The following is a 22518-nucleotide window of genomic DNA, read 5'->3' on the forward strand; positions in this document are numbered from 1 at the left end:
CCATGATCATCGATCCCAATACCGGCCAGCCACTGACCGGCAATGACACCACCGCCGCCCAGCCACAAGGGGTGGTCGGCGGCGGTGCCGCCAGTGCACCGCGCCAGGCAGAAGACGCCAACACCTACATCATCGATGTGGACATGAGCAATCTTCAGCAGGTGCTGGAAGCCTCACAGCAAGTGCCGGTACTGCTGGATTGCTGGTCGCCGCAGAGCGAGCATTGCCTCGTCCTGACGCCGATCCTCGAGAAGCTGGCACGTGAATATGCGGGCGGCTTCATCTTGGCCAAGCTGAACGCCGAGGAGCAGCAGGACATCGCCGCTCAGCTGGGCGTGCGCTCGGTGCCGGACGTCAAGCTGGTCATCCAGGGCGGTCTGGCAGGCAACTTCACCGGCGCACGTCCGGAAGCCGAGATTCGCCAGTTCCTCGAGCAGCACAAGGTCCAGCCGGCGGCAGGGGCAGGCCCCAGCCTCGCGGAGCAGGCGGCCACTGCACTGGAAAGCGGCGACCTCGTCACCGCCAAGGCGCTGTATCAGCAACTGGCACAGGAATCCCCCGAGACACCGGAATACCGCATCCACCTCGCCTCGGTGCTGGTCGCCGAAGGTAATGGTGAAGAGGCCCGTCAGCTGCTGGACTCCCTCAAGCCGGAAGACCGTGACGGCGCCCAGGCGCGTGGTGTACGTGCGCGCATCGACTTCATCGCCGAGGCACCGTCGCCCGAAGAGGTGCAGGCGATGATCGAGCGGGACGACAGCGAAGCCCGCTACCAGCGCGCCATGCGTGATCTGGCGGATGGCCATTACGAGCTGGCGCTGGATGCCCTGATCAGCCTGGTGAAGACCGATCGCCAGTACGGCGATGATCTGGCACGCAAGACGCTGCTGCGTGTCTTCGACGCCCTCGGTGCGACCCATGAGCTGACCGTGCGCTTCCGCCGTCAACTGTTCGCTCTGATGTACTGATCGTGCTGATGCGCTGATCTTGCTGCTGACCGCACTGATGAGCTGAACACGCCACACAGACGACAAGGCCCCGCCCCCGGTAAAGGAAGCGGGGCCTTGTCATTGAGGGCCAGCCGTCGCACCGACTCAAGGGCTAACGACGGCTCCAGCCCTTGAGAAGCGAGGGGCGAGCACGCGATTCGCGCACGCTGGGCGGAAAGTCCACCTCTAGTTCCTGGCCCGCAGACTTCACGGCGTCTGGCGCAGACGGGGTGGCAGATGACGCCGCGGGAGCACGGCAGCGGGAAGATGGCGGCGACGAACGCGCCAGGCGCAGGCTCCCGCCCTGACAACACCATTCACGACAGGCCGTCACGCCTGCATTCCTGCTTGCTGGCCGCCCCTGTCGCGGCGTCTCTGCCACCTCATGTCTCATCGTCGCATCTCCTGATGACAAGCCCCTCCCGATGAGCGGCCTGACCTCAGAGTTAACGATAATGATTCTCAATTCAAGTTTGCGATGAGCGATAGCTGCCAACGAAACGCCGCAGACTGACCCAGATCAACTCCGGTACTGTCGACCCCCCTTCTCGGCCGCTTCGCTCGCCCCCTCGTTCCCTTCGCCAACCTCAGCCTTTCTGCAGGCGCTCATCCATCTGCTGCAGCGCCTTCTTCAGCTGCACGCGCGTGGTGCCGTAGTTCAAGCGCACGAAGCCCGGCCAGCCAAAGTCTGCGCCATCCGACAGCGCGACATCGCACTCCTCGAGCAGGGTCTGCTGCGGAGACTCCCCGAGCCCTGCCTTGCGCATATCCAGCCAGGCCAGATAGGTGGCCTGCGGGCGCGACATGCTGACGCCGTCCCAACGTGCCACATGGCTTTCCAGCAGATCGAGGTTGTCACGCAACACGCTCAGCAACTCCTGACGCCACGGCTCACCCTCGCGCCACGCCGCTTCGGTCGCGGCCATGCCCAGCACATTGGTATCGGGCATCAAGCCATTGGCGGCGCCGGTGAAGCGTGCACGCAGCTTGGGATCGGTGATTACCGCGCAGGCAAACGTAAGCCCGGCAGTGTTGAAGGTCTTGGAGGGCGCCCACAGGGTCACGCAGCGCGCCGCCAGTCGCTCGCTCAGGCTGGCCAGCGGAATATGGCGGGCCGCCGGGTCCACCACCAGATCAGCATGCAGCTCATCGGAGACCACCAGCAGATCGTGACGCTCGACCAGCTCCGCCAGCGCCTCGAGCTCTTCCTCGCGCCAGACGCGGCCGGTAGGATTGTGCGGGTGGCACCATAGCAGCAGCTCGGTCTCGGGCGTGATGGCCGCTTCCAGGGCCTCCAGATCCAGACGCCAGGGGCCGCCTTGCGTCTCGGGCTCTGCCAGCGGTGCCATCTGCGCCAGTCGCCCGGTCTTCTGGGCCACCTTGAGGAAGGGCGGGTAGATCGGGGTCGTCGTGACCACGCCCGCGCCGGGAGAGGTCAATGCCAGACTGGCCAGATGCAAGGCCGGCACCACGCCCGGCAGCCAGACGATGGCGTCACGCGGCACCTCCCAGCCATAATGCTCGCGACTCCAGTCACACAGGCTGTCATCGAGGCCCTCCGACGGCTTGGCATAGCCGTAGACCGGGTGCGCCACTCGCTCGGCCAGCGCTCGCGTCACGGCGGGCGGGGCGCTGAAGTCCATGTCGGCGATCCAGAGGGGCATGACGTCCGAGGCGTAGCGATCCCACTTCTGGGAAGGATACTGGCGTCGATCGAGCGGGGTGATGAAATCGAATGGCAAGATGGAGTCTCCCTGTGGCGGGCAAATTTGGCAGGCAACGCGAGCAGTGCTCTCGACTCACGCCGCCCGAGGACGGCGAGAAGAATACCTGTGGACCAACTACAGCATAAGGCTTTGTGCATGTCTGAAGACACCTTTTACCCACAGGCCCAGCGCGGGCTGCCCGGTCTGTTGCGTGCCTGGCTGACCCATGGCCGCGGCGATAGCGAGCGTCTCGCCGTGCTGCTGGCCGATACCGCGCGCGTCGCAAGTCTTGGCCAGCCCGCCAGCAATCCCGATGGCGAGACGCTGGAGCAGTGGGCCGCCGAGGGCGGTGCGCCGCTGTGGGCACCCAAGGCAGCGCTGTTCCTGTTGATGCAGATGCCGGCACGCCCGGTGCCGCAGGGCCCGGATGACGCCTGCGCCTGGGCCTATTGCTGGTTGCGCATGCGCGAACACGACAGTCCCACGGCCGCCCTGATGGCACTGCCGGAACACCTGCGTCAGCCGCTGGCCTGGCCCATCGAAGCCGCCTGGCAAGACCTGACGCATCAGCGACTGATCTAGCCGCGCTCGATTGTCGAGCGCCCGCAGCGCTGTTGGTGAGCAGCGCTGCGTTTTTCTCTACTCTCCTCTGCTCTCCTTCCTCACCGCCCTCTTCTCTGCTCTTCTCTGCTCTCCTCCCTCACCTCCCCATCCTCTGCTTTCCCTCCCCTGCTTACCCTCTCTTGCCCGCTCTATTCTCTTGTCCGCTCCCACTCCCCCCTGCCACTGATGGCGATTCTGATGGTGACCCTGCTGGCCCCCTCAAAGGACAGCTCGTCCCGCTCTCGCCATTGCTGACAGCCATGGGTAGCAGTTTTCTCAGCGAATATCGTCACCACCGGCTAATGGCGTAGCGGAAACCTGAGACTCGTCAACGCGTAACTGACGCCATTTCGTTTAATCATCGTTTTGTGAAGCGATACACCCGAAGGGATTTCTTGTGTGAGCGAGGAGTAAAGTTCTTTCAACCGCAACGAAACGGTAATTCAACAAGAATCCGCTGGCGCGACACGACGACCAGCAAGCTTCAGGAGAAGCTCCATGACCACCTCCCTGATTGTCGGACTGGATGGAACCCCGGGCGGCGACAGTGCCATTGCCTATGCCAAGCGCGTCGCCTCTCTGGTGGGCGCGGAAACCAGGATCATTCTCTGCTACGTGGTCGAATGGTCGCCCTACAGCTTCAACACGCCGGAGGAGAACGCCCAGCGTGCCAGCCGCCGTGAGAACGAGATCAAGCTGGCCCGCGAGCGTGTGCTGGCGCCCGCCATCAGCGAGCTGGAAAAGGAGGGCTATCAGGTCGAGGGGCGTGTCCGCCACGGCGATGCCGCCGAGATCCTCAGCCTGCTGGCGCGTGAAGTGAATGCCGAGCAGATCATCGTCGGCCGCAAGGGGGAAAGCGTGCGCTCACGCATCTTCGGCAGCGTCACCGCCCATCTGATTCAAGAGGCCTCGGTGCCCGTCACCATCGTTCCCTAAGACAGGCGCCTCCCGCACCCGCCGCCTGCAGAGATTCGCACCAGACAATAACGACAATTCGCTTTTCGAGGTTACCTCTCATGAGTCGATTCCGCTCCCTGGCCCCCTGGGCTGCCGCCATGGCAGCCCTCATGGCCGCAAGCTCTGCCCGTGCCGAAGGCATGGACCAGGCCATCAGTGACATCGTCGGACCGATCGTCAACCCGATCGTCTCGACCATCTTCTATTCCGTGCCGGTGGCCGGCACCCAGTTCCCGTTGATCGTCGGCTGGCTGATCATCGCGGCCGTCATCTTCACGCTCTATTTCGGCTTCGTGCAGTTCCGCCTGTTCGGCCATGCCATCCGTCTGGTCAAGGGCGACTACACCGACCCGAAGGATGAAGGCGAGGTATCCCACTTCCAGGCACTGGCCACGGCGCTGTCCGGCACGGTCGGCCTTGGCAACATCGCCGGCGTCGCGGTCGCCGTCTCGCTGGGCGGCCCGGGCGCCACCTTCTGGATGATTCTGGCCGGTCTGCTCGGCATGGCCTCCAAGTTCTGTGAATGTACGCTTGGCGTGAAGTACCGCAACGTCAATGCGGATGGCTCCATCTCCGGCGGCCCGATGTACTACCTGTCCAAGGGCTTCGCGGAAAATGGCAAGGCGGGTCTGGGCAAGATTCTGGCGATCTTCTTCGCCATCTGTGCCATCGGTGGCTCCATCGGCGGCGGCAACATGTTCCAGGCCAACCAGTCCTATCAGCAGGCCGTCAACGTCACCGGCGGTGATGCCAGCTTCCTGGTCGGCTACGGCTGGCTGTTCGGTCTCGTGATGGCCGCCATCGTCGGCATGGTCATCATCGGCGGCATCAAGTCCATCGCACGTGTCACCGAGAAGCTGGTACCGATGATGGCTGTCATCTACGTGATCGCGGCACTCATCATCCTCGGCTTCAACTTCAGTGCGATTCCGGCCGCCTTCGGCGCCATCATCGAAGGTGCCTTCGCACCGGTCGCGGTCGGCGGCGGTATCGTCGGCGTGCTGATCCAGGGCTTCAAGCGTGCTGCCTTCTCCAATGAAGCCGGTATCGGCTCCGCGGCCATCGCCCACTCTGCCGTCAAGACTTCCCAGCCGGCGACCGAAGGGATCGTCGCCCTGCTCGAACCGTTCATCGATACCGTCGTCATCTGCACCATGACCGCGCTGGTCATCGTCATCACCGGCGCCTACCAGGTCGAAGGCCTCGGCGGCGTCCAGCTGACCTCCTACGCCTTCGAGACCGCCTTCCCGTGGTTCCCGTATGTGCTGGCCCTGGCGGTGCTGATGTTCGCCTTCTCCACCATGCTGTCCTGGTCCTACTACGGCCTGAAGGCCTGGACCTACCTGTTCGGCGAGAGCAAGGGCTCCGAGATCGTCTACAAGCTGATCTTCCTCGCCTTCGTGGTCATCGGTTCCTCCATGAGCCTCGGCCCGGTCATCGACTTCTCCGACGCCATGATCTTCGCCATGTCCATCGCCAACATCATCGGCCTCTACTACCTGATGCCGGTCGTGAAGCGTGAGCTGGCCCAGTACATGGCCAAGCTGAAGTCCGGCGAGATCGCACCGGTCGACAAGGAGGCCAAGCGCCAGAACGCGTGACCCCCATCACGCCCAGGCGGGCCTGACACAGCCGTCAGCCGCCGCATGACCCAAGGCCCCTGCCCATCGGCAGGGGCTTTTTCGTTGCCGATCATGCAATTCCGTGCATTGGACGGCTGAAACCACCCAAGTCGGATTGCCGCAACGCAGCGCAATGGGTAGGGTGTGGCGCTCACTGGCCACACTGGCCGGAACCCGTATCAACGAGGACGTCTCATGCTCGCTTCCATGCATGCCATGGTGCTGCGCAATCCCGGCCCGGATGCCGACTTCGTGGCGACCGAATGCCCGCTGCCCACTCCCGGCCCCGGCCAGGTGCGCATTCGCGTCGCTGCCTCCAGCGTCAATCCACTGGATCTCAAGCTGGCCAGCGGCCAGGTGCCTCTTTTGCCGCCAGCGCCCTGCGTACTGCACGGCGACGTGGCCGGTGTGATCGATGCCGTCGGCGATGACGTGCTGGCCTTCTCGCCCGGCGACGAGGTGCTCGGCTTCGCCGGCGGTGTCGCCGCTCATCCGGGGGCGCTGGCGGATTACATGCTCGCCGATGAGCGCCTGATCACCCGCAAGCCGCGCCGCCTGAGCTTCATGGAAGCCGCCGCGTTGCCGGCAGTGTTCATCACCGCCTGGCAGGCACTGGTGGAGCGTGGCCAGCTGGGAGCGGGACAACGCGTGCTGATCCACGGCGGCGCCGGTGGCGTCGGCCATGTGGCATTGCAGATCGCCCGTTGCATCGGCGCGGAAGTCGCCACCACGGTGTCCAGCGATGACAAGGCCCGGGCGGCACGCGACTGTGGCGCGGACCACGTCATTCGCTACCGCGAGGAAGCCGTGGCCGATTACGTGGCCCGGCTGACGGGTGGCGAGGGCTTCGATCTGGTCTTCGACTGCGTCGGCGGCGACAACCTGGCCGCCAGCTTCGCCGCCAGCAAGCTGGGCGGACGCATCGTGACCATCAATGCGCGCACCACGGTGGATCTCTCGCCGCTGCACGCCGGCAGCCGCAGTCTGGAAGTGCTGTCGATCCTGCTGCCGCTGACCGCTGGCATCGGGCATGAGCAGCAGCGCCAGGCACTGGGCAAGCTGGTGGAGCTGGTCGAGGAAGGCGAATTCAAGGTGCGCCTCGATGAGCGTCAGTTCGACTTCAGCGAGGTCGCCGAGGCCCATCGTCATCAGGCCTCCGGCAAGGCGGTGGGCAAGATCTCGCTGGTGCGTCGTCAGTTCTGGGACGCCGCCCAATGAGCGCAGCGCTTCAGGGTGAGCTGGGCCTGCAACTGCTCAAGCTGCTGATCTCGGTGGCGGTGGTGATCGGGCTGTCATTGATCGCGGAGCGCCTCTCGACGCGCATGGCCGGACTGCTGTCCGGCTACCCGCTCGGCACGGCCATCACGCTGGGCTTCATCGGTGTGGAGATCTCCCCCGAGTTCGCCGGCCAGAGCGCCGTCTACACTCTGGCCGGCTTCTCCTCGACGCTGGCGCTGGGGGTCGGCTACTGGCTATGTGGGCGTGCACAAGGACTGCGCGGCGTCATCAATGGCACCCTGGGCGGCCTGCTGGGTTGGCTGCTCGCCAGTCTGGTGCTGGCGCAGTTCGAGTTCACGCGCGTCAGCGGCGTGATCGTGACGCTGATCGCCATCGTGCTGTGCATGCGCCTCTATCGCGGCGTACCGGAGAGCACGGCGCGCAAGTCGCCCTTCTCCTGGATCTCGCTGCTGGCGCGCGCCGGACTGGCCGCCGGCATCGTGTTCGGCATCACCGCACTGGCCCATCTGCTGCCGCCCTCGTGGGCAGGTCTGGTGGCGGCCTTCCCGGTCACCATGTACCCGCTGCTGGTGATTCTGCATCTCACCCAGGGGCCAGTGGCCGTCGCGACCGTCATCAAGCACTACCCGGCCGGCCTTGGCTCGCTATTGTGCTATGCGTTGGTGGTCTCGCTCAGCTACCCCGGCATGGGGGTCGGCCTGGGCACCCTGCTCGGTTTCATCGTGGCGACGGCGTGGCTGGGCGTGTTCACGCCGTTGCAACGTCGACTAGCCTCACGACGTACAGCCAGCGCCTGAGCTTCCTGATAGGCTGAAATGCCGCATGGATGCCCAGGAGCGATGACATGTACTTCAAGACGCTGGAACCGGCCTTCTACGACACCGATGCCCTCGGGCACGTCAACAACACGCGCCTGCCGGCCTGGTTCGAGTGGGCGCGCAATGACCTGTTCCGTGTCTTCGTGCCGGACCTCGACCCGCGCAAGTGGCCGCTGATCATGGCGCGCATCGAGGTCGACTTCCTCGCCGAGCTGCAATACGGCCAGCCGGTGGAGATTCGCACCTGGCTGTCGCGTCTCGGCGGCAGCTCCTTCACCGTGACCCAGGAAGCGTGGCAAAGCGACGTCTGCGGCGCACGCGGCCACTGCGTGCTGGTGCAGTTCGAACATCATGCCAAGCAGTCGCTGCCCATCGAGGGCGAGCTGCGCGCGACCCTGGTCAGCCATGTGCACGAACACACCGACAGCGCGGAACTGGAAGTCCCGGCCCTGCGCGAGGCCGCCCGGGCACTCGGGACGCACAGCGCAACCTCCGAAGGGAGCGTGCCGGCATGACACCCGCGCTCAAGCTGCTCAAGGGCAAGCCGCACCGCACACTCGAATATGCCCACGACCCGCGCGCTCCCGCCTACGGGGAAGAAGCCGCCCGCACGCTGGGGCTTGATCCCGCCCAGGTCTTCAAGACCCTCGTCTGCCAGCTGGAAGGCGGCAATGCACGTCAGCCGCTGGTGGTCGCCGTGGTGCCGGTCAGCGGTACGCTCGACCTCAAGGCATTGGCACGCGCCTGCGGGGCACGCAAGGCGGCACTGGCCGCGCATGAGGCCGCCGAACGTGCCACCGGCTATGTGGTCGGCGGCATCAGTCCGCTGGGGCAGAAGAAGCGCCTGCCACTGTGGGTCGATGACAGCGCCGCGACACAGGCGGAAATCTTCATCAGCGGCGGCCGTCGTGGACTGGAGATAGCGCTCGCCCCCGCGTTACTGTGTGAGCTGGGCAATGGTCAGTTCGCCCCGCTGGCCCGTGACGACTGATGGCCACGGGCCAGGCCCTGCATGATGGACTCTCCATGACGAGCACCCGCCATAGCACCGCGTCAGCGAGGAGGCCCGATGGGCATTCGCTACAGCAAGTGGATCTACCCGGACATGACCGAGCTGCATGCGCAGGTCGAGGCGGCGCTGGAGCACTGGTTCAGTGAGCGCTTCGCCGACTACCCGCACATCAGCTTGCCGGGCCTTGACCCCTACGATTATGATGGCTGGTTCAATCGTCTGGCCCCGGAGCTAATGGCGCGCGGCAGTGACTACTGCGAGCGCGAGTGGCATGGCTATGTGCCGAGCCCCCAGCAGCTCAACCAGGCTTTCTTCCGGGCCGTATCCCGGTCCAACAAGTGTGTGCTGGAGCCTGACCGCAAGCATGGTGATCCTGACCAATCATAGTCCCGACGCGCGGGAGCTCGAGATCATCGAGCGCCAGCTCGGACGCAAGCCGCGCGGCATCCAGGCCGTGGCCGCCACCGATGGCGAGGGCACTCCGCTGGTACTGCGCATGCATTCGCTGGTGGACGGCAAGCCCTTCCCGACCCTCTACTGGCTGTGCGATGAACGCCTCAAGATCTCGCTGTCACGCATCGAGGCCGAAGGCGTCATCAAGGGGCTGGAAGAACGCCTCAAGACCGACGAGGAACTGCTGGCGCGCTATCGTGCCAGCCATGAGGCCTATGTCGCCGAACGCTGGAGCTTCATGAGCGAAGCCGAGCGCAGCGCCATCGAGTCCCAGGGCTTCGCCGACCTGATGCGTGAACGTGGCGTCGGCGGCATCCGTGACTGGAATCAGGTGCGCTGCCTGCACACCCAGTACGCCCAGCATCTCGCCTACGCCGAGGGCAACGCCATCGGTCACTGGGTCGATGCCCATTACGACGTGCTGTCCGAGCTGCCCTGAGCTCTGGCGACGATCGAGCCGATGCCGTCGGCTTGAATGCAGAAAACGAAGAAGCCCGCCAATTGGCGGGCTTCTTGCGTCGTGACGAGTGTCAGGCCTACAGCGAGTGCGCGAAGACCAGCGCGATGCACAACGGGCAGATCAGGCGCACGTACCACGGCCAGATCTTCCAGAACAGGCTGGACTCGATGTCCGGCGCCCCGCTCTGGATCTCCTTGAGCAGCGCATGACGCGACATCGCCCAGCCAACCAGCAGGCACATCACCAGCGCGACCAGCGGCTGGCTGTACTGGGTGGTCAACATGATCACCAGGCCGAACAGTGCCCCGAAGTTGGCGGCGATGGTCAGGCTGATGGCCATGATGGCGGCACCGACGGCCAGGGTGGCGGCACGCCGACCCAGCCAGCCACGCTCGACCACGAAGGACACCGGCACTTCCAGCATCGAGATGGAAGAGGTGATGCCCGCCACGCTCATCAGCGCGAAGAACGCCACCATCAGGATGTCACCTGCGCCGCCCATCTGGCCGAACAGCGCCGGCAGCGTGTCGAACAGCAGGGTGTCCGAGCTCTTGAGCAGGCCATCGGCATCGAAGATCTCGACGCCCAGATGACGCGCGGCGTACATGGCCGGAATCACCAGCAGGCCGGCGAGGAAGGCGATGCCGACATCGATCAGCGTCACCAGCACGCCCAGACGCGGCAGGTTCTGCTCCGGCCCCAGATAGGAGCCGTAGATCAGCATCGCGCCCACGCCGAGAGACAGCGAGAAGAACGCCTGGCCCATCGCGCTCAGCATCAGGTCGGCATCGAAGATGCGGTCCCACTGCGGCGTCAGGTAGACACTCAGGCCTTCATCGGCACCCGGCAGGGTCAGCACGTAGCCGATCAGCCCGACCAGCAGCATCAGCAACAGCGGCATCAGACGCGTGGACCACTTCTCGATCCCGCCGCGCACACCGCCGACCACGATCGCCATCGTCAAGGCGAGGAAGACCGCCGTCAGCGAGACATTGCGCGTGAAGTCGAAGGTGGTCAGCCAGCTGGAGGCGGAACTCATGCCCAGCGCCTCGCTGACCGGCGCGGCGGTATAGCCCAGCAGCCAGCCCGCGACGATGGCGTAGAAGGCCAGAATCAGGCTGGCGGTCAGCATGCCCGCCCAGCCCGCCAGCGCGCCGAAACGCTTGGTGATGCCTCGACCGAGACTCATGCTGGTGACGATGTTGGCCTGACCATGGCGGCCGATGACCAGCTCGGCCATCAAGGCCGGCCATGCCAGCAGGAAGGCCAGCACCAGATACATCACCACGAAGGCCCCGCCTCCGTTGTTGGCCGTCTGGGACGGGAAGCCCCACACGTTGCCAAGTCCTACTGCCGAACCAGCGGCGGCCATCAAGAAGCCCAGCCGACTGGCAAAGCGTCCGCGCACCTGCGCCATCTGCCTCTCCTGCCTTGTTGTTCCGCGTCCGTCGAAGACGACGTCGCGATGAGTCCACGCTCGCCGAAGGCGGCGTCGCGATGAGTTGGGGTGCATCCCGGTGCAAGCTCACGGGGCGCCAGCGCCCGCCAGCCGTCGCCTGCGGGGGCGGCAAGGGTAGCAGAGCAGGCCCGCGAATGCAGGCGACAACGCCGAAAGTCAGCACGTACCCGCGTTGGCCACGGGGCAATGCCGAGTTCCTCACCGGCGTCATAGCGTCGCCGCACAACTCGCGTAGGATAGGAAGGACATGACATCAAGGCACGGCAGCCAGCAGTGAGCGCCGCCGAGAAACATTCAGGAGAGCAACATGCATCGCATCTGTGTCTATCTGGGCTCCCGCGAGGGCGTCTCCCCACAGCACCGCCAACTGGCCGAAGCCCTGGGCACGGCCATCGCCGAGCGCGGCTGGGGACTGGTCTACGGAGGCGCGCGCGCCGGGCTGATGGGGGCCTTGGCAGATGCCGCGCTGGCAGCGGGCGGTGAGGTGATCGGCGTGATCCCCCAGGCACTGGTACGCAACGAGAAGGCACATACCGGTCTGACGCGCTTGATCGAGGTGGCGGACATGCATGAGCGCAAGGCGCAGATGGCCGCACTGGCGGATGCCTTCGTGACCCTGCCCGGCGGGATTGGCACCCTGGAGGAATTGTTCGAGACCTGGACCTGGCAGTACCTGCGCTTTCACGCCAAGCCGATCGCCGTCCTCGACAGTGATGGCTTCTTCGCGCCCCTGCTCGAGTTTCTGGACCGCACCGTCGAGGCGGGCTTCCTCGATGCAGACACTCGCGCGCGCCTGATCAGCGAGCGCGAGATCGCGCCCCTGCTGAAGCGACTGGCGCCCGAGACGTAAGGCTTGAGACGTAAGGCCTGAGACCTGACTGCCTGTCGCGTCACTCCCCATCAAGCGCATATGCCAGCGCCATGGGGAGTGACTCTGCGAGCGGCCGTCTCAGCTCAACGCGCTATCTCAGCAGGGCGCCACCTCAGTTCAGCGCCGTCTCACCAACAGCCTCAACGGCGTCGTCCGAGGCGGCCTGCTGCTGAACGGGTTTGCCGATATAGCGCGCCCGCTTGCTGGCGGTAACCTGCTCGACATCGACCATCACCAGGCCGTCGATGCAGTAACCGAAATCGGCGTCGACACTGAAATCGAGGAAACGGGTGCCACCGGGCTCGGTGACCTCGGCGTACTGTTTGTAGAGCGTCGGCACCGTCACACCCATCGCATCCAGCTGGGCACGCAGGCGGCGGAAATCGCCATCGGCGTCCTGACCATCGAACAGCCGCTCCGCTTCATGGGCGGCGCTGCCCGGCACGCTCTGGGCGACCGGTGCCCGCGCACGTGCCAGCCCCTCATCATCCCCGTAATAGTGACGGTAGTAGCTGACGATCAGTGCCCTGGCAGCCTCCGGATAGCTGTTGGAGAGCGTGACCGGGCCGAACAGCCAGCGAATCTCGGGATGACAGCGCAGATAGGCGCCCAGCCCCTGCCACAGGTAATCGAGGCTGCGCCGCCCCCAGTAACGCGGCTGCACGAAGCTGCGCCCCAGCTCCAGACCGTCCTGCATGCGCTCGAACATCTCGGGCGTGAAGCGGAACAGGGTCGGACTGTAGAGCCCCTTCTCGCCATGTGCCGCCATGATCTTGCGCACCTCACCGATGCGATAGGCACCGGCGATCTCGAGATCGGCGTCATCCCACAGCACCAGATGACGGTAGTGGGCGTCATAGCGATCGATGTCGCGCCGCTCACCGGTGCCCTCGCCGACCCGCCGGAAACTGATCTCACGCAGTCGCCCGATCTCGCGCATCACGCTGGAGCCGGGGAAGGCATCGAACAGATAGATCTTCTTGCCGTCGCGGGTCTCGCCCAGCAATTCACAGGGCGTCAATTCCTCACGCAGCGCCTGGCGTTCCTCCGGATGGCCGATGGCCTTCTCGGTCACGAACAGGCCACGCTTGCCGCGCCCGATGCGATACAGGTGCTTGCGCAGCAGGCGCGTCTTGGCGTTGGTATTGAGGGCATCACTGTCGAGGCGCTCCAGCGGAATCAGCTCGCCGATGCGCAGCTTGAGCTGACGCTCGCGCTGGCGAAACATCTCGTGGGCCAGCAGGGGCGTACCGAAGCTGCGGTTGATCGACGACAGCGCATAGAAGAGCGTCGAGTTGCGCCCGCTGACGTGGATAGGCAGCACCGGCGCGTTGGTCTTGCGCGCGAAATGCAGGAAGCCCGACAGCCACTTGCCGTCACGTGGCCCGGTCGGGCCTGCACGCGAGACCTCGCCGGCAGGGAAGATGATCACGGCCTCTTCATTCATCAGCGCATCGCAGATCTGACCACTGCTCTTGCGATAGCCACGGCGACTGAGATTGTCCAGCGGCAGCAGCAAGGGTGCCAGCGGCTCGACCTTCATCAGGATGTCGTTGGCGACGATCTTGACGTCGCGGCGCACTTCGCCGACCAGCTTGAGCAGTGCGAGGCCGTCCAGTGATCCCAGCGGATGGTTGGCGACGATGACGACACGCCCGTAGGCCGGAATGTTCTCGCGCTCCCGCGAGGACACCGAGTAGCCGAAGGAGAAGTGATCGAGCACGCGGTCAATGAAGTCGAAGCCGCGCTGGTCCGAGTTCTCGCCGAGGAAGGCATTGATCTCGCCCTCGTGCACCAGGCGCCGTAGCATGGCCAGAGCTGGCCGCCGGATCAGCGGGTGACGTTTGGCAAAGGCAGGATACTTGGCAGCGATGACGCGGGCAGTATCGATCATGCTCTCTCCTTGGCCGCACGGAGTGCGGAACGCGATGTCTGGATCATGGGGCTTGATATCACGTCAGGTTCGCGCCACTTCATGACAGATGCGTCACAGTCCCCGTACAGTGAGATGACAGTCGCCCACGTGATCCGCGGCCGATGCGCCCCGGCACAGAGATCATCCGCGTACGAACAGGCAGCGCGACTGCCACGCCAAGGAGAGAGCGAATGTTTGCGATAGCCGTCGAGAATGAATCACTGGTCTGGCAGGAAACCGAGGCCCCGCACGGGATCGCCTCGGATGAGGTGCGTATCGAGGTGGCCTGGGCCGGCGTCAACCGCGCCGACCTGATGCAGCGCGCCGGCCAATATCCGCCCCCCGAAGGTGCCAGTCAGATTCTGGGGCTGGAGGTCAGTGGCACCATTCGTGAGGTCGGCCGCCACGTCGAGCGCTTCAAGGTCGGTGATCCGGTCTGTGCGCTGCTGTCCGGTGGCGGCTATGCCGAGGAAGTGGTCGTCAACGCCCTGCAGGTGTTGCCGGTGCCGGAGGGCTATAGCCTGCGAGACGCCGCCGCGCTGCCGGAGATGTTCGCCACCGCCTGGCTGAACCTGTTCATCGAGGGCAATCTCAAGCACAAGGAGCGCGTGCTGCTGCACGCCGGTGCCAGCGGCATCGGTACCACCGCCATCCAGCTGTGCGGGCTGTTCGGGCATCCGTGCTTCGTGACCGTCGGCAGCCAGGAAAAGCTGGAGACCTGCCTGCGCCTCGGCGCGGATGCCGGCTGGAATCGCCACGATGGCAGCTTCGTCGAGGCCGTGAACGACTGGGGCGGCGCCGACATGATTCTCGACCCGGTGGGCGGCGGCTATCTGGCCGACAATCAGCAGGTGCTGAAACAGGATGGCCGCATGGTATTGATCGGTCTGATGGGCGGGCGCATGGATGAGCTGGATCTGGGTCGCATGCTGATGAAGCGTCAGCGCCTGATCGGCTCGACCCTGCGCTCGCGCTCCCCCGATGGCAAGGGCATGGTGCTGGATGCGCTCTACGTGCATGTGTGGCCACGCCTGGCGCGGGGTGAGCTGCGCCCGCATATCGACAAGAGCTGGCCGATCCAGGAAGCCGATGCCGCGCATGCCTATGTGCAGGACAACGCCAGCACCGGCAAGGTGTTGCTGGCGGTGACGGGTGCCTGAGCCTCGTCATGGCGCTGATGACATCAGCAGCATGAAAAAAGCGACAGCATGAAAAAGCGGCAGCCCAGTGGGCTGCCGCTTTTTTGGCTTTATTGACGCTATCTCGTGCTCGCTGCTCCGCCTGACAACATCTGACCTGACAACACCCGGCCTGACAGCAGTGTCGCTCATGCCGCCAGGCGTAGACCCCGAGGCACCTGGCAGAGGCTTATTCGCTGCGCCCGATCGACTGGGCTTTCTGCCAGGTGAGTTGCAGCAGACGGGCGTCGTCTCCGGCGCGATGGCGCTGGATGCCACCCTCGGCGATCACCGCTTCCTTGAGCTCCGCCCAGCAATTCAGCTGCTCCTCATCGAGCAGCCGTCTGAGCGCCTCGAGACGAAAGCGCGGCAGCATGCCGGCATGATAGAACAGCAGCGAGAGCCAGGTATTGTCGTAGCCCCAGCTGTCGCTATAGGCGATTCCCGCCTCACCCAGCTCATCATTGACCCACTGCGCCACCTCACGCACTGGCCGCCCTTCGCGTGCCAGCCGCGCCCGTGAGATGCCGTGCAACAGCTCCGCCTTCGGGTCCCAATGCACCCACTCATCAAGAGGCTGTATCAGGAAGGCGCAACTGCTGCCGTCGGCACGCGCCAGCCCGATCTCGATCGGATAGCTACCACGGCCAAAGCCGGAGGCTTCAATATCGAGCAGAATAGGCAGCGTCACACGAATCTCCCAAGGTATCTCAGGCAGACAGGGCCCGGGCGAGAAGAGGTTGAATGTCCTCAGGTTACGGGAATTGCCCCCTGCTTGGCGAGTCCTGAGCGCGACGCTGTCAACGCAGGCATCAGGTCGATCTGCTCCATCACGCTGGCATCACGTTCAAGAGACGCGCGCGGGAGGGCCAGAGACGACAACGCCCTCACGAAGAGGGCGTTGTCACTGGCAGCGAGGGCAGCACATCAGCTGGTACATCCGGTCAGTACATCAGCTCAGTGCAGGTCTGCCTCGCCACCCGTGCGGGCGTGGGCTTCCCACTGCTCGGCCTTGTGCGGGCAGACCGCCAGACCGAGGGAGCCTTCACGATAGGCACGCGCCAGGCGCTGGGCCGCGAGAGCATGGCGGCACTCGGCGGCACGTGCGTACCAGGTCACGGCCTTGGCCGGATCGCTCTGATACTGGGCACAGCCATACTCATAGATACGCGCCGCCTGATACTGGGCATGCACGTCGCCGGCCTGCGCGGCCTTGATGACGAAACGCGCGCCCTTGGCCTTTTCCTGAGCGGAGTTGCCGCGCTGGAACAGCATGTGCCCGTACAATGACAACGCACCGGTGTGACCGGCATTGGCGCAGTGATTGAACAGACGCATGGTCAGACGATGCTTCTGCTGAGAGCCGGACAGCCAGGAGGCGTGGAACAGACGCTCCGCCAGGCGGTATTTCAGTCCAGTCATCAGGGTTGGGGCCTGCGGCATGACGAGTAACCTTGATACAGAATAAGAGGGGTGACGCCGTGTCCTGGCCCGATCCTGAGCCCGCGACGCTATTCTCCTTGCCAACACTGTCAGTTTGCCCTTGCGGGCGGCCTAGAAAGACTGCTCCCCTGACAGCGGGGCGCCAAGCATACTCGCGCAATCGGGGGGACTCAAGCCCGCCTTGTGGGTTTTTGTTACGCTGCTAATATGTGCGCCATCCTTGGGGTAAAGTACGCGCGCGAACCGCGCGCCACGCGCGTGCTGGAAGCACTCGTCCTGCCCGCTACATTGACACCTACCCGATAGGGGAATCCTGCATGCAACGTAGAGCTCTTGGCCGTACTGGCATCGACGTCAGTCTGCTATGCCTTGGCACCATGACCTTCGGCGAGCAGAACAGCGAAGCCGATGCCCACCAGCAGCTGGACCGCGCGCTCGACGCTGGCATCGACTTCATCGATACCGCCGAGATGTATCCGGTGCCCCCGAATGGCGAGACCCAGGGCCGTACCGAGGAATACATCGGCAGCTGGCTGGCGGCACGCGGCAATCGTGATCAGGTCAAGATCGCCACCAAGGTCACCGGCCCGGGCATGGATTACCTGCGCGGTGGTTCACGCCTGACGCGAGAGCAGATCATCGCCGCCTGTGACGACAACCTGCGTCGCCTGGGCACCGATTACATCGACCTCTATCAGCTGCATTGGCCGGACCGCAAGACCAACTTCTTCGGCAAACTGGGCTACCAGCCGACCGAAGACGAAGACATGACGCCGCTGGAAGAAAGCCTGTCGGCACTCGGCGAGCTGGTCACCGCCGGCAAGATTCGCGCCGTCGGCCTGTCCAACGAGACGCCGTGGGGCGTGATGCAGTGCCTGAATCTGGCCGAGCGCCTGAACCTGCCGCGCGTGGCCAGCGTCCAGAACCCGTACAACCTGGTCAATCGCAGCTTTGAAGTGGGCCTGGCCGAGTTCGCGCACCGCGAAGATGTCGGCCTGCTGGCCTACTCGCCGCTGGCCTTCGGCACCCTGTCCGGCAAGTATCTGGACGGCGCCCGTCCGGAAGGCGCTCGCCTGACGCTGTTCGAGCGCTTCCAGCGCTACAACGCCGAGCCGGCTCAGCACGTCATCGCCTGCTACGTGGACATCGCGCGTCGTCACGGCCTGAACCCGGCCCAGATGGCCCTCGCCTTCGTCAACACTCGCCCGTTCCTGATCAGCAACATCATCGGTGCCACGACGATGACCCAGCTGGAAAGCAACATCAAAAGCCTCGAGGTGGAGCTGAGCGAGGAAGTACTGGCCGAGATCGAGATGATCCACAACACCGCACCCAACCCGTGCCCCTGAATCGCCTCTGACCCGTAGCGGATACACAACCCCGACAGGCCGGTCATCATGACCGGCCTACTCGTGACCAAGGACCCCTCATGAATCCCGCTGAATTGAGCATGATCCTCATGGCTGTCGCCGCCGGTGCCATGATGCCGATTCAAGCTGGCGTCAATTCCACGCTGGCCCTGCAGACCCACAGTTCGCTCATGGCTGCCATGGTCAGCTTCGTGGTCGGCTCGATCGCGCTGGTCGTCATCGTGCTGGCCATGCGCCTGCCCATGCCGGGCGTCGGCGCCCTCAAGGCAGCCCCCTGGTGGAGCTGGACCGGCGGTCTGCTGGGCGCCTTCTTCGTCGCGGCCAGCGTGATACTGGTGCCCAAGCTGGGTGCAGCCACCATGATGGCCACCTTCCTGGCGGGGCAGCTGACGGCCTCGGTGGTGCTGGACCACTTCGGCTGGGCGACCTTCCCGCAGCATGATCTTTCGCTGGGGCGCGTGGCAGGCGTGTTGCTGCTGTTCGCGGGGGTCTTCCTGATCCGCCGCTATTGATGCCTCTGGCGTCACGCAGTGCAATCTATGGCCCCGATAGTCCTGGCGGACTCGGGGCCATCTTGTCTGCCTGATATACTGAGACCTTTCCCTGCCAGGAGGTCTACATGCTGAGTGTGATTTCGCCCGCCAAATCGCTGGATTTCGACAGCGCCCCCGTGACCTCCCGTCATAGCCAACCCGATTTTCTCGAGCAGGCTCAACCGCTGATCGACATCCTGCGCGAACAGTCGCCGCAGGACATCGCAAGCCTGATGAAGCTCTCCGACAAGCTGGCCGGCCTCAATGCCGCTCGCTTCCAGGAATGGCAGCCGCCCTTCACGCCGGATAACGCCAAACAGGCGGTGCTGGCCTTCCAGGGGGATGTCTATCAGGGCATGGCGGCGGATTCGTTCAGCGAGGAAGATTTTGAACGCGCACAACACAAGCTGCGCATTCTCTCCGGCCTCTATGGGCTGCTGCGCCCGCTGGATCTCATCCAGCCGTACCGTCTCGAGATGGGCACGCGTCTGAGCAACCCGGCCGGCAAGGACCTCTACGCCTACTGGCGCAAGACGCTGACACCGGCACTGGAGCAGGCCGTCGAAGACAGCGGCACGCCGATACTGGTCAACCTGGCCTCCAATGAATACTTCAAGGCCATCGATGCCAAGGCGTTCCGCCACCGCATCGTGACGCCGGTGTTCAAGGACGAGAAGAATGGCCAGTCCAAGATCATCAGCTTCTACGCCAAGCGTGCGCGCGGCCTGATGAGCGCCTGGATGCTCAAGCACGATATCGAGACAGCCGAGGACCTCAAAGACTTCGACGTGGCCGGTTATCGCTTCTCCAAAGCCGCTTCTGAGGGCGATACGCTGGTCTTCACGCGCAGTGAGGCCGACGCAGCACGCGCCTGATACGTGACCGGCGGGTCACTTCACGCCTCATCCGCCCAGCCCCGGGAAAGTCAGGTGTTCTGCGGCGCGTGGTTTGAGGTAACGGCGATGAATATCGCCGAACAGGACGTGATCTGCACACCCAAGCCATTCATACGCCACCATCTCGGCACTGACGATACTGGCGCCCGCGGCCTCGCAGCGGGCCACTCCCAGCGCCGCCTCCCGCGGGCGGCGACTGGCGACCCCATCGGCGACCAGCGCCACTCGATAGCCTGCGCCACACAGGGACAGCACGGTCTGCATCACACAGACGTGCGCCTCGGCACCACATACCACCAACTGGTCACAGCCACTCTGTTCCAATGCCTTGCGAAAGTCCTGCGCATCCAGCGCGCTGAAACTGCGCTTGGTAAAGCAGCGGGTGCGCTCGCTCAGTAGATGCGTCATCGGAGCACTTGCACCCAACTTGTCGGGGCAGTGCTCGGTCAGCCAGACGGGAATTTCCAGCGCCTGGGCGATTCCGCCCAGCCAGATGGCACTGTTGATGGCCTCGGTTCCGCCACTCAGAACCGGCATCAGGCGAGCCTGGAAATCGATCAGCAACAACAATGATCGCCTCGCCATCAGGTGTTGAGACTTTTCGTCGTCCATTGGTCCTCCCACGACGATTCTAAGGCTAGAATGGAGCTTCCACTTACACGCTAGCGCATCCAAGGAGATCCCACATGCGCCATCTGTTCATCATGCTGATGGTCGGCTTGCTCGGCTTCGGTCTGAGCGTCGAACACGCAGAGGCCAAGCGCCTCGGCGGCGGCAAGAGTTTCGGTAGCTACTCACGATCCGCTGACAGCGGAAAATCCTCCAGCTCACTGTTTGGCAGCAACAAGGCCACCAACAGCAGCACCGCAGCGAAGTCCAAGCCCTCCAGCGGCCTGTCCAAGTTTGCCGGACCTCTGGCAGGCCTGCTGGCAGGCGGCCTGCTGGCATCGCTGTTCTTCGGCGGCGCCTTCGATGGTCTGCGCATGACAGACTTCCTGATCATCGCGGTGATCGCCTTCATCGCCTTCAAGTTCCTCAGCGCGCGCAAGAAGGCCGCCATGGCGAGCGGCGGGCCGGCAGGTAGTGGTGGTTCCTCTACACGCCACGATGACCAGCCGCGCAATGTGCAGGCGCGTGAAGCGCATCAGCCGCAAGGCGAGTCGCTGGCTCCGGCCGGTGGTATCGGGGCAGGCCTGACGGGCGGTGCCCCTACCAGCGAACCGGCCTGGTTCGACAAGGAGCAGTTCCTCGGCGGCGCCAAGGAACACTTCATGACGCTGCAGCGCGCCTGGGACAACAACGACCTGCCGCGCATTCAGGAGTACGTCACGCCAGAGCTCTACAATCTGCTGCGTGAAGAGCGCGCTCAGCAACCGGCCAACAACCGTACCGAGATCGTGCGTCTGTTTGCTGAACTGGGCAGCGTGCAGGAGATTGGCAAGCAGGCGGAAGCGACGGTCCTGTTCCACGGCGTGCTGGATGAAAATGGCGAGCAGAACGAGTTCAACGAGACCTGGCACCTGGTCCGTGAACTGCGTGATGGCGCCGACTGGCACATCCAGGGCATCGAGCAGAACAGCTAAACCGTTCCTTGCTCACTGACGTGACCTTCACTCCGTGAGGGCCACATCAGATGCCAAAGCGGCCGGATGATCACTCATCCGGCCGCTTTTTTGTGTCTCGCTGCAAAAAGTCACCGGAGGCTTCGCAACAGTTCACCGAAGACCACAAAGGCATCGCCGGAATGACAGGCATAAAAAAACCGGCCACTGGGGAAGTGACCGGCGGATAGGCTGCTCGACTGCAAGGCAGGAGCGCCAGATCGCAAAAAGTCTGCTGATGGGATAGCACAGACAAGTTTCTAAGCAAGGGAACGTCGAAACTCACATACTCAGAGTCGCCGATTGAGCTTTAGTTCAGCCTGATCGTAAAAAACATGAGCAACCCTGAGGTGCAGAACCCGCGACGCCTGATCAGCCTCCACCATCAGCCGGCTGTACTCAAGATGTCCGCAAGGCTTGCCTACTCCTGGAAACTCCTCGTGCTCGACAAGCCCTTGTGGATAATTCAGGTGCCATTCCCAGATTCCGGTTGTCCACAGGCGGATCCCTGCACACCTCCCTTCCTCAGCAGGGCGCCTTGCACCCCCTATGCACTGCCACAGACAGCACTGCCACAGACAGCACCGCCACTGCAGTAAGGCGACAGGGGCGGTTCGGGACAAGTGCCTGACGAGCTTTTCATGACCGCCCTTGGTACAGGCCTCCCATGAGCTGGCCATCCGTGGACTTTCTGTGCACCAATTTTTTGAGCACAAAGAGAACCGCCCCTGCAGCAAGGCTACAGGGGCGGTGCGGGACAAGTGCCTGACGAGCTTTTCATGACTGTCGTGGGGCGGCCCTCCGCGACTCTTGCAGGGAGAAACTGTTCTAGCCGCATTCTTTCCTGAGCACAACATTTCTCACCACAAAGAGAACCGCCCCTGCAGCAAGGCTACAGGGGCGGTTCGGGATAAGTGCCTGACGATGACCTACTCTCACATGGAGAAACTCCACACTACCATCGGCGCTAAGCGGTTTCACTTCCGAGTTCGGCATGGGATCGGGTGGTTCACGCTCGCTATGGTCGTCAGGCGAAACGGTGGCATCTTGCGATGCCTGAGTCYCGAGGCTTGTGGCCTCGCGACTCGCAATATGAATCATGCTGACCGATATGTCTCGATCCTGTCGCAATCCCGGCGGTTTGYCTGCGCAAACCCCTTGGGTGTTATATGGTCAAGCCTCACGGGCAATTAGTACTGGTTAGCTCAACACATTGCTGTGCTTCCACACCCAGCCTATCAACCTTGTAGTCTTCAAGGGCCCTTCAGGAGGCGCRAGGCCTCAGGGAAGTCTCATCTTGAAGGGGGCTTCCCGCTTAGATGCTTTCAGCGGTTATCCCGTCCGAACGTAGCTACCGGGCAATGCCATTGGCATGACAACCCGAACACCAGAG

At 63.9% G+C, this 22518-nt stretch carries 21 protein-coding genes, 2 rRNA genes and 1 pseudogene; 16 read left to right on the forward strand and 8 right to left on the reverse strand.

All coding sequences use genetic code 11. From position 1 onward, the window contains the following. Positions 1 to 2 precede the first annotated feature (2 nt). The gene (locus tag AOG28_RS16890; protein ID WP_043336518.1) at positions 3 to 968 is read left to right on the forward strand and encodes a tetratricopeptide repeat protein; all 966 of its coding nucleotides are present in this window, start codon (positions 3 to 5) and stop codon (positions 966 to 968) included. 608 nt (positions 969 to 1576) lie between these two features. Here AOG28_RS16890 and AOG28_RS16895 read toward each other — a convergent pair. Beyond that, positions 1577 to 2731, reverse strand: coding sequence for a MalY/PatB family protein (locus AOG28_RS16895; RefSeq protein ID WP_054557281.1), 1155 nt, complete (start codon positions 2729 to 2731; stop codon positions 1577 to 1579). Positions 2732 to 2851: 120 nt separating this feature from the next. On the opposite strand from AOG28_RS16895, the gene AOG28_RS16900 reads away from it, so the two are divergent. The 9 genes and pseudogenes from AOG28_RS16900 to AOG28_RS16940 all read left to right on the forward strand — a co-directional run bounded on the left by AOG28_RS16900 (position 2852) and on the right by AOG28_RS16940 (position 9838). Next, complete coding sequence (locus tag AOG28_RS16900; RefSeq protein ID WP_043336524.1) at positions 2852 to 3277, forward strand: hypothetical protein; 426 nt, start codon at positions 2852 to 2854, stop codon at positions 3275 to 3277. 519 nt (positions 3278 to 3796) lie between these two features. Then, complete coding sequence (locus AOG28_RS16905) at positions 3797 to 4234, forward strand: universal stress protein (protein WP_043336528.1); 438 nt, start codon at positions 3797 to 3799, stop codon at positions 4232 to 4234. An 80-nt stretch (positions 4235 to 4314) separates the two neighbouring features. Then, positions 4315 to 5856: an alanine/glycine:cation symporter family protein gene (locus tag AOG28_RS16910; RefSeq protein WP_054557282.1), complete on the forward strand. Its 1542-nt coding sequence runs from the start codon at positions 4315 to 4317 to the stop codon at positions 5854 to 5856. 216 nt (positions 5857 to 6072) lie between these two features. Next, positions 6073 to 7095, forward strand: a complete 1023-nt coding sequence (locus AOG28_RS16915) for a zinc-binding dehydrogenase (protein WP_200906828.1) — start codon at positions 6073 to 6075, stop codon at positions 7093 to 7095. Then, the gene (locus AOG28_RS16920; RefSeq protein WP_054557283.1) at positions 7092 to 7913 is read left to right on the forward strand and encodes a hypothetical protein; all 822 of its coding nucleotides are present in this window, start codon (positions 7092 to 7094) and stop codon (positions 7911 to 7913) included. The genes AOG28_RS16915 and AOG28_RS16920 overlap by 4 nt, the downstream gene beginning before the upstream one ends. Before the next feature lie 47 nt (positions 7914 to 7960). After that, positions 7961 to 8350 (forward strand): annotated as a pseudogene (locus tag AOG28_RS16925) (acyl-CoA thioesterase); the annotation flags it as partial. Between the two features lie 95 nt (positions 8351 to 8445). Further along, positions 8446 to 8925, forward strand: a complete 480-nt coding sequence (locus AOG28_RS16930; RefSeq protein WP_054557284.1) for an aminoacyl-tRNA deacylase — start codon at positions 8446 to 8448, stop codon at positions 8923 to 8925. Positions 8926 to 9003: 78 nt separating this feature from the next. Next, complete coding sequence (locus tag AOG28_RS16935; RefSeq protein WP_043336543.1) at positions 9004 to 9333, forward strand: hypothetical protein; 330 nt, start codon at positions 9004 to 9006, stop codon at positions 9331 to 9333. Further along, positions 9311 to 9838, forward strand: a complete 528-nt coding sequence (locus AOG28_RS16940) for a DUF501 domain-containing protein (protein WP_043336547.1) — start codon at positions 9311 to 9313, stop codon at positions 9836 to 9838. Before AOG28_RS16935 ends, AOG28_RS16940 begins: the two co-directional genes overlap by 23 nt. A gap of 97 nt (positions 9839 to 9935) precedes the next feature. Here AOG28_RS16940 and AOG28_RS16945 read toward each other — a convergent pair whose 3' ends face one another. Beyond that, positions 9936 to 11276: a sodium-dependent transporter gene (locus AOG28_RS16945; protein ID WP_054557285.1), complete on the reverse strand. Its 1341-nt coding sequence runs from the start codon at positions 11274 to 11276 to the stop codon at positions 9936 to 9938. Positions 11277 to 11625: 349 nt separating this feature from the next. Between AOG28_RS16945 and AOG28_RS16950 the strand changes: the two genes are divergently transcribed. Further along, the gene (locus AOG28_RS16950) at positions 11626 to 12168 is read left to right on the forward strand and encodes a TIGR00730 family Rossman fold protein (protein WP_043336551.1); all 543 of its coding nucleotides are present in this window, start codon (positions 11626 to 11628) and stop codon (positions 12166 to 12168) included. A gap of 133 nt (positions 12169 to 12301) precedes the next feature. Here the strand turns inward: AOG28_RS16950 and AOG28_RS16955 are convergent, their stop codons facing one another. After that, positions 12302 to 14083 carry a GNAT family N-acyltransferase gene (locus AOG28_RS16955; RefSeq protein ID WP_054557286.1) on the reverse strand — a complete coding sequence of 594 codons (1782 nt, stop codon included), beginning with the start codon at positions 14081 to 14083 and terminating at the stop codon, positions 12302 to 12304. Positions 14084 to 14295: 212 nt separating this feature from the next. On the opposite strand from AOG28_RS16955, the gene AOG28_RS16960 reads away from it, so the two are divergent. After that, the gene (locus AOG28_RS16960) at positions 14296 to 15264 is read left to right on the forward strand and encodes an NAD(P)H-quinone oxidoreductase (protein ID WP_043336555.1); all 969 of its coding nucleotides are present in this window, start codon (positions 14296 to 14298) and stop codon (positions 15262 to 15264) included. Positions 15265 to 15472: 208 nt separating this feature from the next. Here the strand turns inward: AOG28_RS16960 and AOG28_RS16965 are convergent, their stop codons facing one another. Beyond that, complete coding sequence (locus tag AOG28_RS16965) at positions 15473 to 15973, reverse strand: 3'-5' exonuclease (protein ID WP_043336558.1); 501 nt, start codon at positions 15971 to 15973, stop codon at positions 15473 to 15475. Positions 15974 to 16239: 266 nt separating this feature from the next. Next, complete coding sequence (locus tag AOG28_RS16970) at positions 16240 to 16725, reverse strand: tetratricopeptide repeat protein (RefSeq protein ID WP_043336560.1); 486 nt, start codon at positions 16723 to 16725, stop codon at positions 16240 to 16242. 317 nt (positions 16726 to 17042) lie between these two features. On the opposite strand from AOG28_RS16970, the gene AOG28_RS16975 reads away from it, so the two are divergent. The 3 genes from AOG28_RS16975 (at position 17043) to yaaA (ending at position 19503) form a co-directional block, all read left to right on the forward strand. Next, positions 17043 to 18074 carry an NADP(H)-dependent aldo-keto reductase gene (locus tag AOG28_RS16975; RefSeq protein WP_054557287.1) on the forward strand — a complete coding sequence of 344 codons (1032 nt, stop codon included), beginning with the start codon at positions 17043 to 17045 and terminating at the stop codon, positions 18072 to 18074. An 80-nt stretch (positions 18075 to 18154) separates the two neighbouring features. Beyond that, positions 18155 to 18607: a DMT family transporter gene (locus tag AOG28_RS16980; protein ID WP_043336565.1), complete on the forward strand. Its 453-nt coding sequence runs from the start codon at positions 18155 to 18157 to the stop codon at positions 18605 to 18607. A 107-nt stretch (positions 18608 to 18714) separates the two neighbouring features. Next, positions 18715 to 19503 carry a peroxide stress protein YaaA gene (gene yaaA, locus AOG28_RS16985; RefSeq protein WP_054557288.1) on the forward strand — a complete coding sequence of 263 codons (789 nt, stop codon included), beginning with the start codon at positions 18715 to 18717 and terminating at the stop codon, positions 19501 to 19503. Between the two features lie 27 nt (positions 19504 to 19530). Here yaaA and AOG28_RS16990 read toward each other — a convergent pair whose 3' ends face one another. Further along, positions 19531 to 20136, reverse strand: a complete 606-nt coding sequence (locus AOG28_RS16990; protein ID WP_235507073.1) for an isochorismatase family protein — start codon at positions 20134 to 20136, stop codon at positions 19531 to 19533. A gap of 74 nt (positions 20137 to 20210) precedes the next feature. Here AOG28_RS16990 and AOG28_RS16995 point away from each other — a divergent pair, with 74 nt between their 5' ends. Beyond that, positions 20211 to 21107 carry a Tim44 domain-containing protein gene (locus AOG28_RS16995; protein ID WP_054557289.1) on the forward strand — a complete coding sequence of 299 codons (897 nt, stop codon included), beginning with the start codon at positions 20211 to 20213 and terminating at the stop codon, positions 21105 to 21107. A 934-nt stretch (positions 21108 to 22041) separates the two neighbouring features. Here AOG28_RS16995 and rrf read toward each other — a convergent pair. Both rrf and AOG28_RS17005 read right to left on the reverse strand, forming a co-directional pair. Further along, positions 22042 to 22157 (reverse strand): 5S ribosomal RNA (gene rrf, locus AOG28_RS17000). A gap of 137 nt (positions 22158 to 22294) precedes the next feature. Beyond that, positions 22295 to 22518 (reverse strand): 23S ribosomal RNA (locus AOG28_RS17005); the annotation flags it as partial.

It is taken from the genome of Cobetia sp. UCD-24C (genome assembly GCF_001306765.1).
Taxonomy (GTDB): domain Bacteria; phylum Pseudomonadota; class Gammaproteobacteria; order Pseudomonadales; family Halomonadaceae; genus Cobetia; species Cobetia amphilecti.

Excerpts from the sequence above, each read along its gene's own strand:
- AOG28_RS16890 (WP_043336518.1), top strand. The coding sequence starts at position 3 with ATGATCATCGATCCCAATACCGGCCAGCCACTGACCGGCAATGACACC.
- AOG28_RS16900 (WP_043336524.1), top strand. The coding sequence starts at position 2,852 with ATGTCTGAAGACACCTTTTACCCACAGGCCCAGCGCGGGCTGCCCGGT.
- AOG28_RS16905 (WP_043336528.1), top strand. The coding sequence starts at position 3,797 with ATGACCACCTCCCTGATTGTCGGACTGGATGGAACCCCGGGCGGCGAC.
- AOG28_RS16910 (WP_054557282.1), top strand. The coding sequence starts at position 4,315 with ATGAGTCGATTCCGCTCCCTGGCCCCCTGGGCTGCCGCCATGGCAGCC.
- AOG28_RS16915 (WP_200906828.1), top strand. The coding sequence starts at position 6,073 with ATGCTCGCTTCCATGCATGCCATGGTGCTGCGCAATCCCGGCCCGGAT.
- AOG28_RS16920 (WP_054557283.1), top strand. The coding sequence starts at position 7,092 with ATGAGCGCAGCGCTTCAGGGTGAGCTGGGCCTGCAACTGCTCAAGCTG.
- AOG28_RS16930 (WP_054557284.1), top strand. The coding sequence starts at position 8,446 with ATGACACCCGCGCTCAAGCTGCTCAAGGGCAAGCCGCACCGCACACTC.
- AOG28_RS16935 (WP_043336543.1), top strand. The coding sequence starts at position 9,004 with ATGGGCATTCGCTACAGCAAGTGGATCTACCCGGACATGACCGAGCTG.
- AOG28_RS16940 (WP_043336547.1), top strand. The coding sequence starts at position 9,311 with ATGGTGATCCTGACCAATCATAGTCCCGACGCGCGGGAGCTCGAGATC.
- AOG28_RS16945 (WP_054557285.1), bottom strand. The coding sequence starts at position 11,276 with ATGGCGCAGGTGCGCGGACGCTTTGCCAGTCGGCTGGGCTTCTTGATG.
- AOG28_RS16950 (WP_043336551.1), top strand. The coding sequence starts at position 11,626 with ATGCATCGCATCTGTGTCTATCTGGGCTCCCGCGAGGGCGTCTCCCCA.
- AOG28_RS16955 (WP_054557286.1), bottom strand. The coding sequence starts at position 14,083 with ATGATCGATACTGCCCGCGTCATCGCTGCCAAGTATCCTGCCTTTGCC.
- AOG28_RS16960 (WP_043336555.1), top strand. The coding sequence starts at position 14,296 with ATGTTTGCGATAGCCGTCGAGAATGAATCACTGGTCTGGCAGGAAACC.
- AOG28_RS16970 (WP_043336560.1), bottom strand. The coding sequence starts at position 16,725 with ATGCCGCAGGCCCCAACCCTGATGACTGGACTGAAATACCGCCTGGCG.
- AOG28_RS16975 (WP_054557287.1), top strand. The coding sequence starts at position 17,043 with ATGCAACGTAGAGCTCTTGGCCGTACTGGCATCGACGTCAGTCTGCTA.
- AOG28_RS16980 (WP_043336565.1), top strand. The coding sequence starts at position 18,155 with ATGAATCCCGCTGAATTGAGCATGATCCTCATGGCTGTCGCCGCCGGT.
- yaaA (WP_054557288.1), top strand. The coding sequence starts at position 18,715 with ATGCTGAGTGTGATTTCGCCCGCCAAATCGCTGGATTTCGACAGCGCC.
- AOG28_RS16990 (WP_235507073.1), bottom strand. The coding sequence starts at position 20,136 with ATGGACGACGAAAAGTCTCAACACCTGATGGCGAGGCGATCATTGTTG.
- AOG28_RS16995 (WP_054557289.1), top strand. The coding sequence starts at position 20,211 with ATGCGCCATCTGTTCATCATGCTGATGGTCGGCTTGCTCGGCTTCGGT.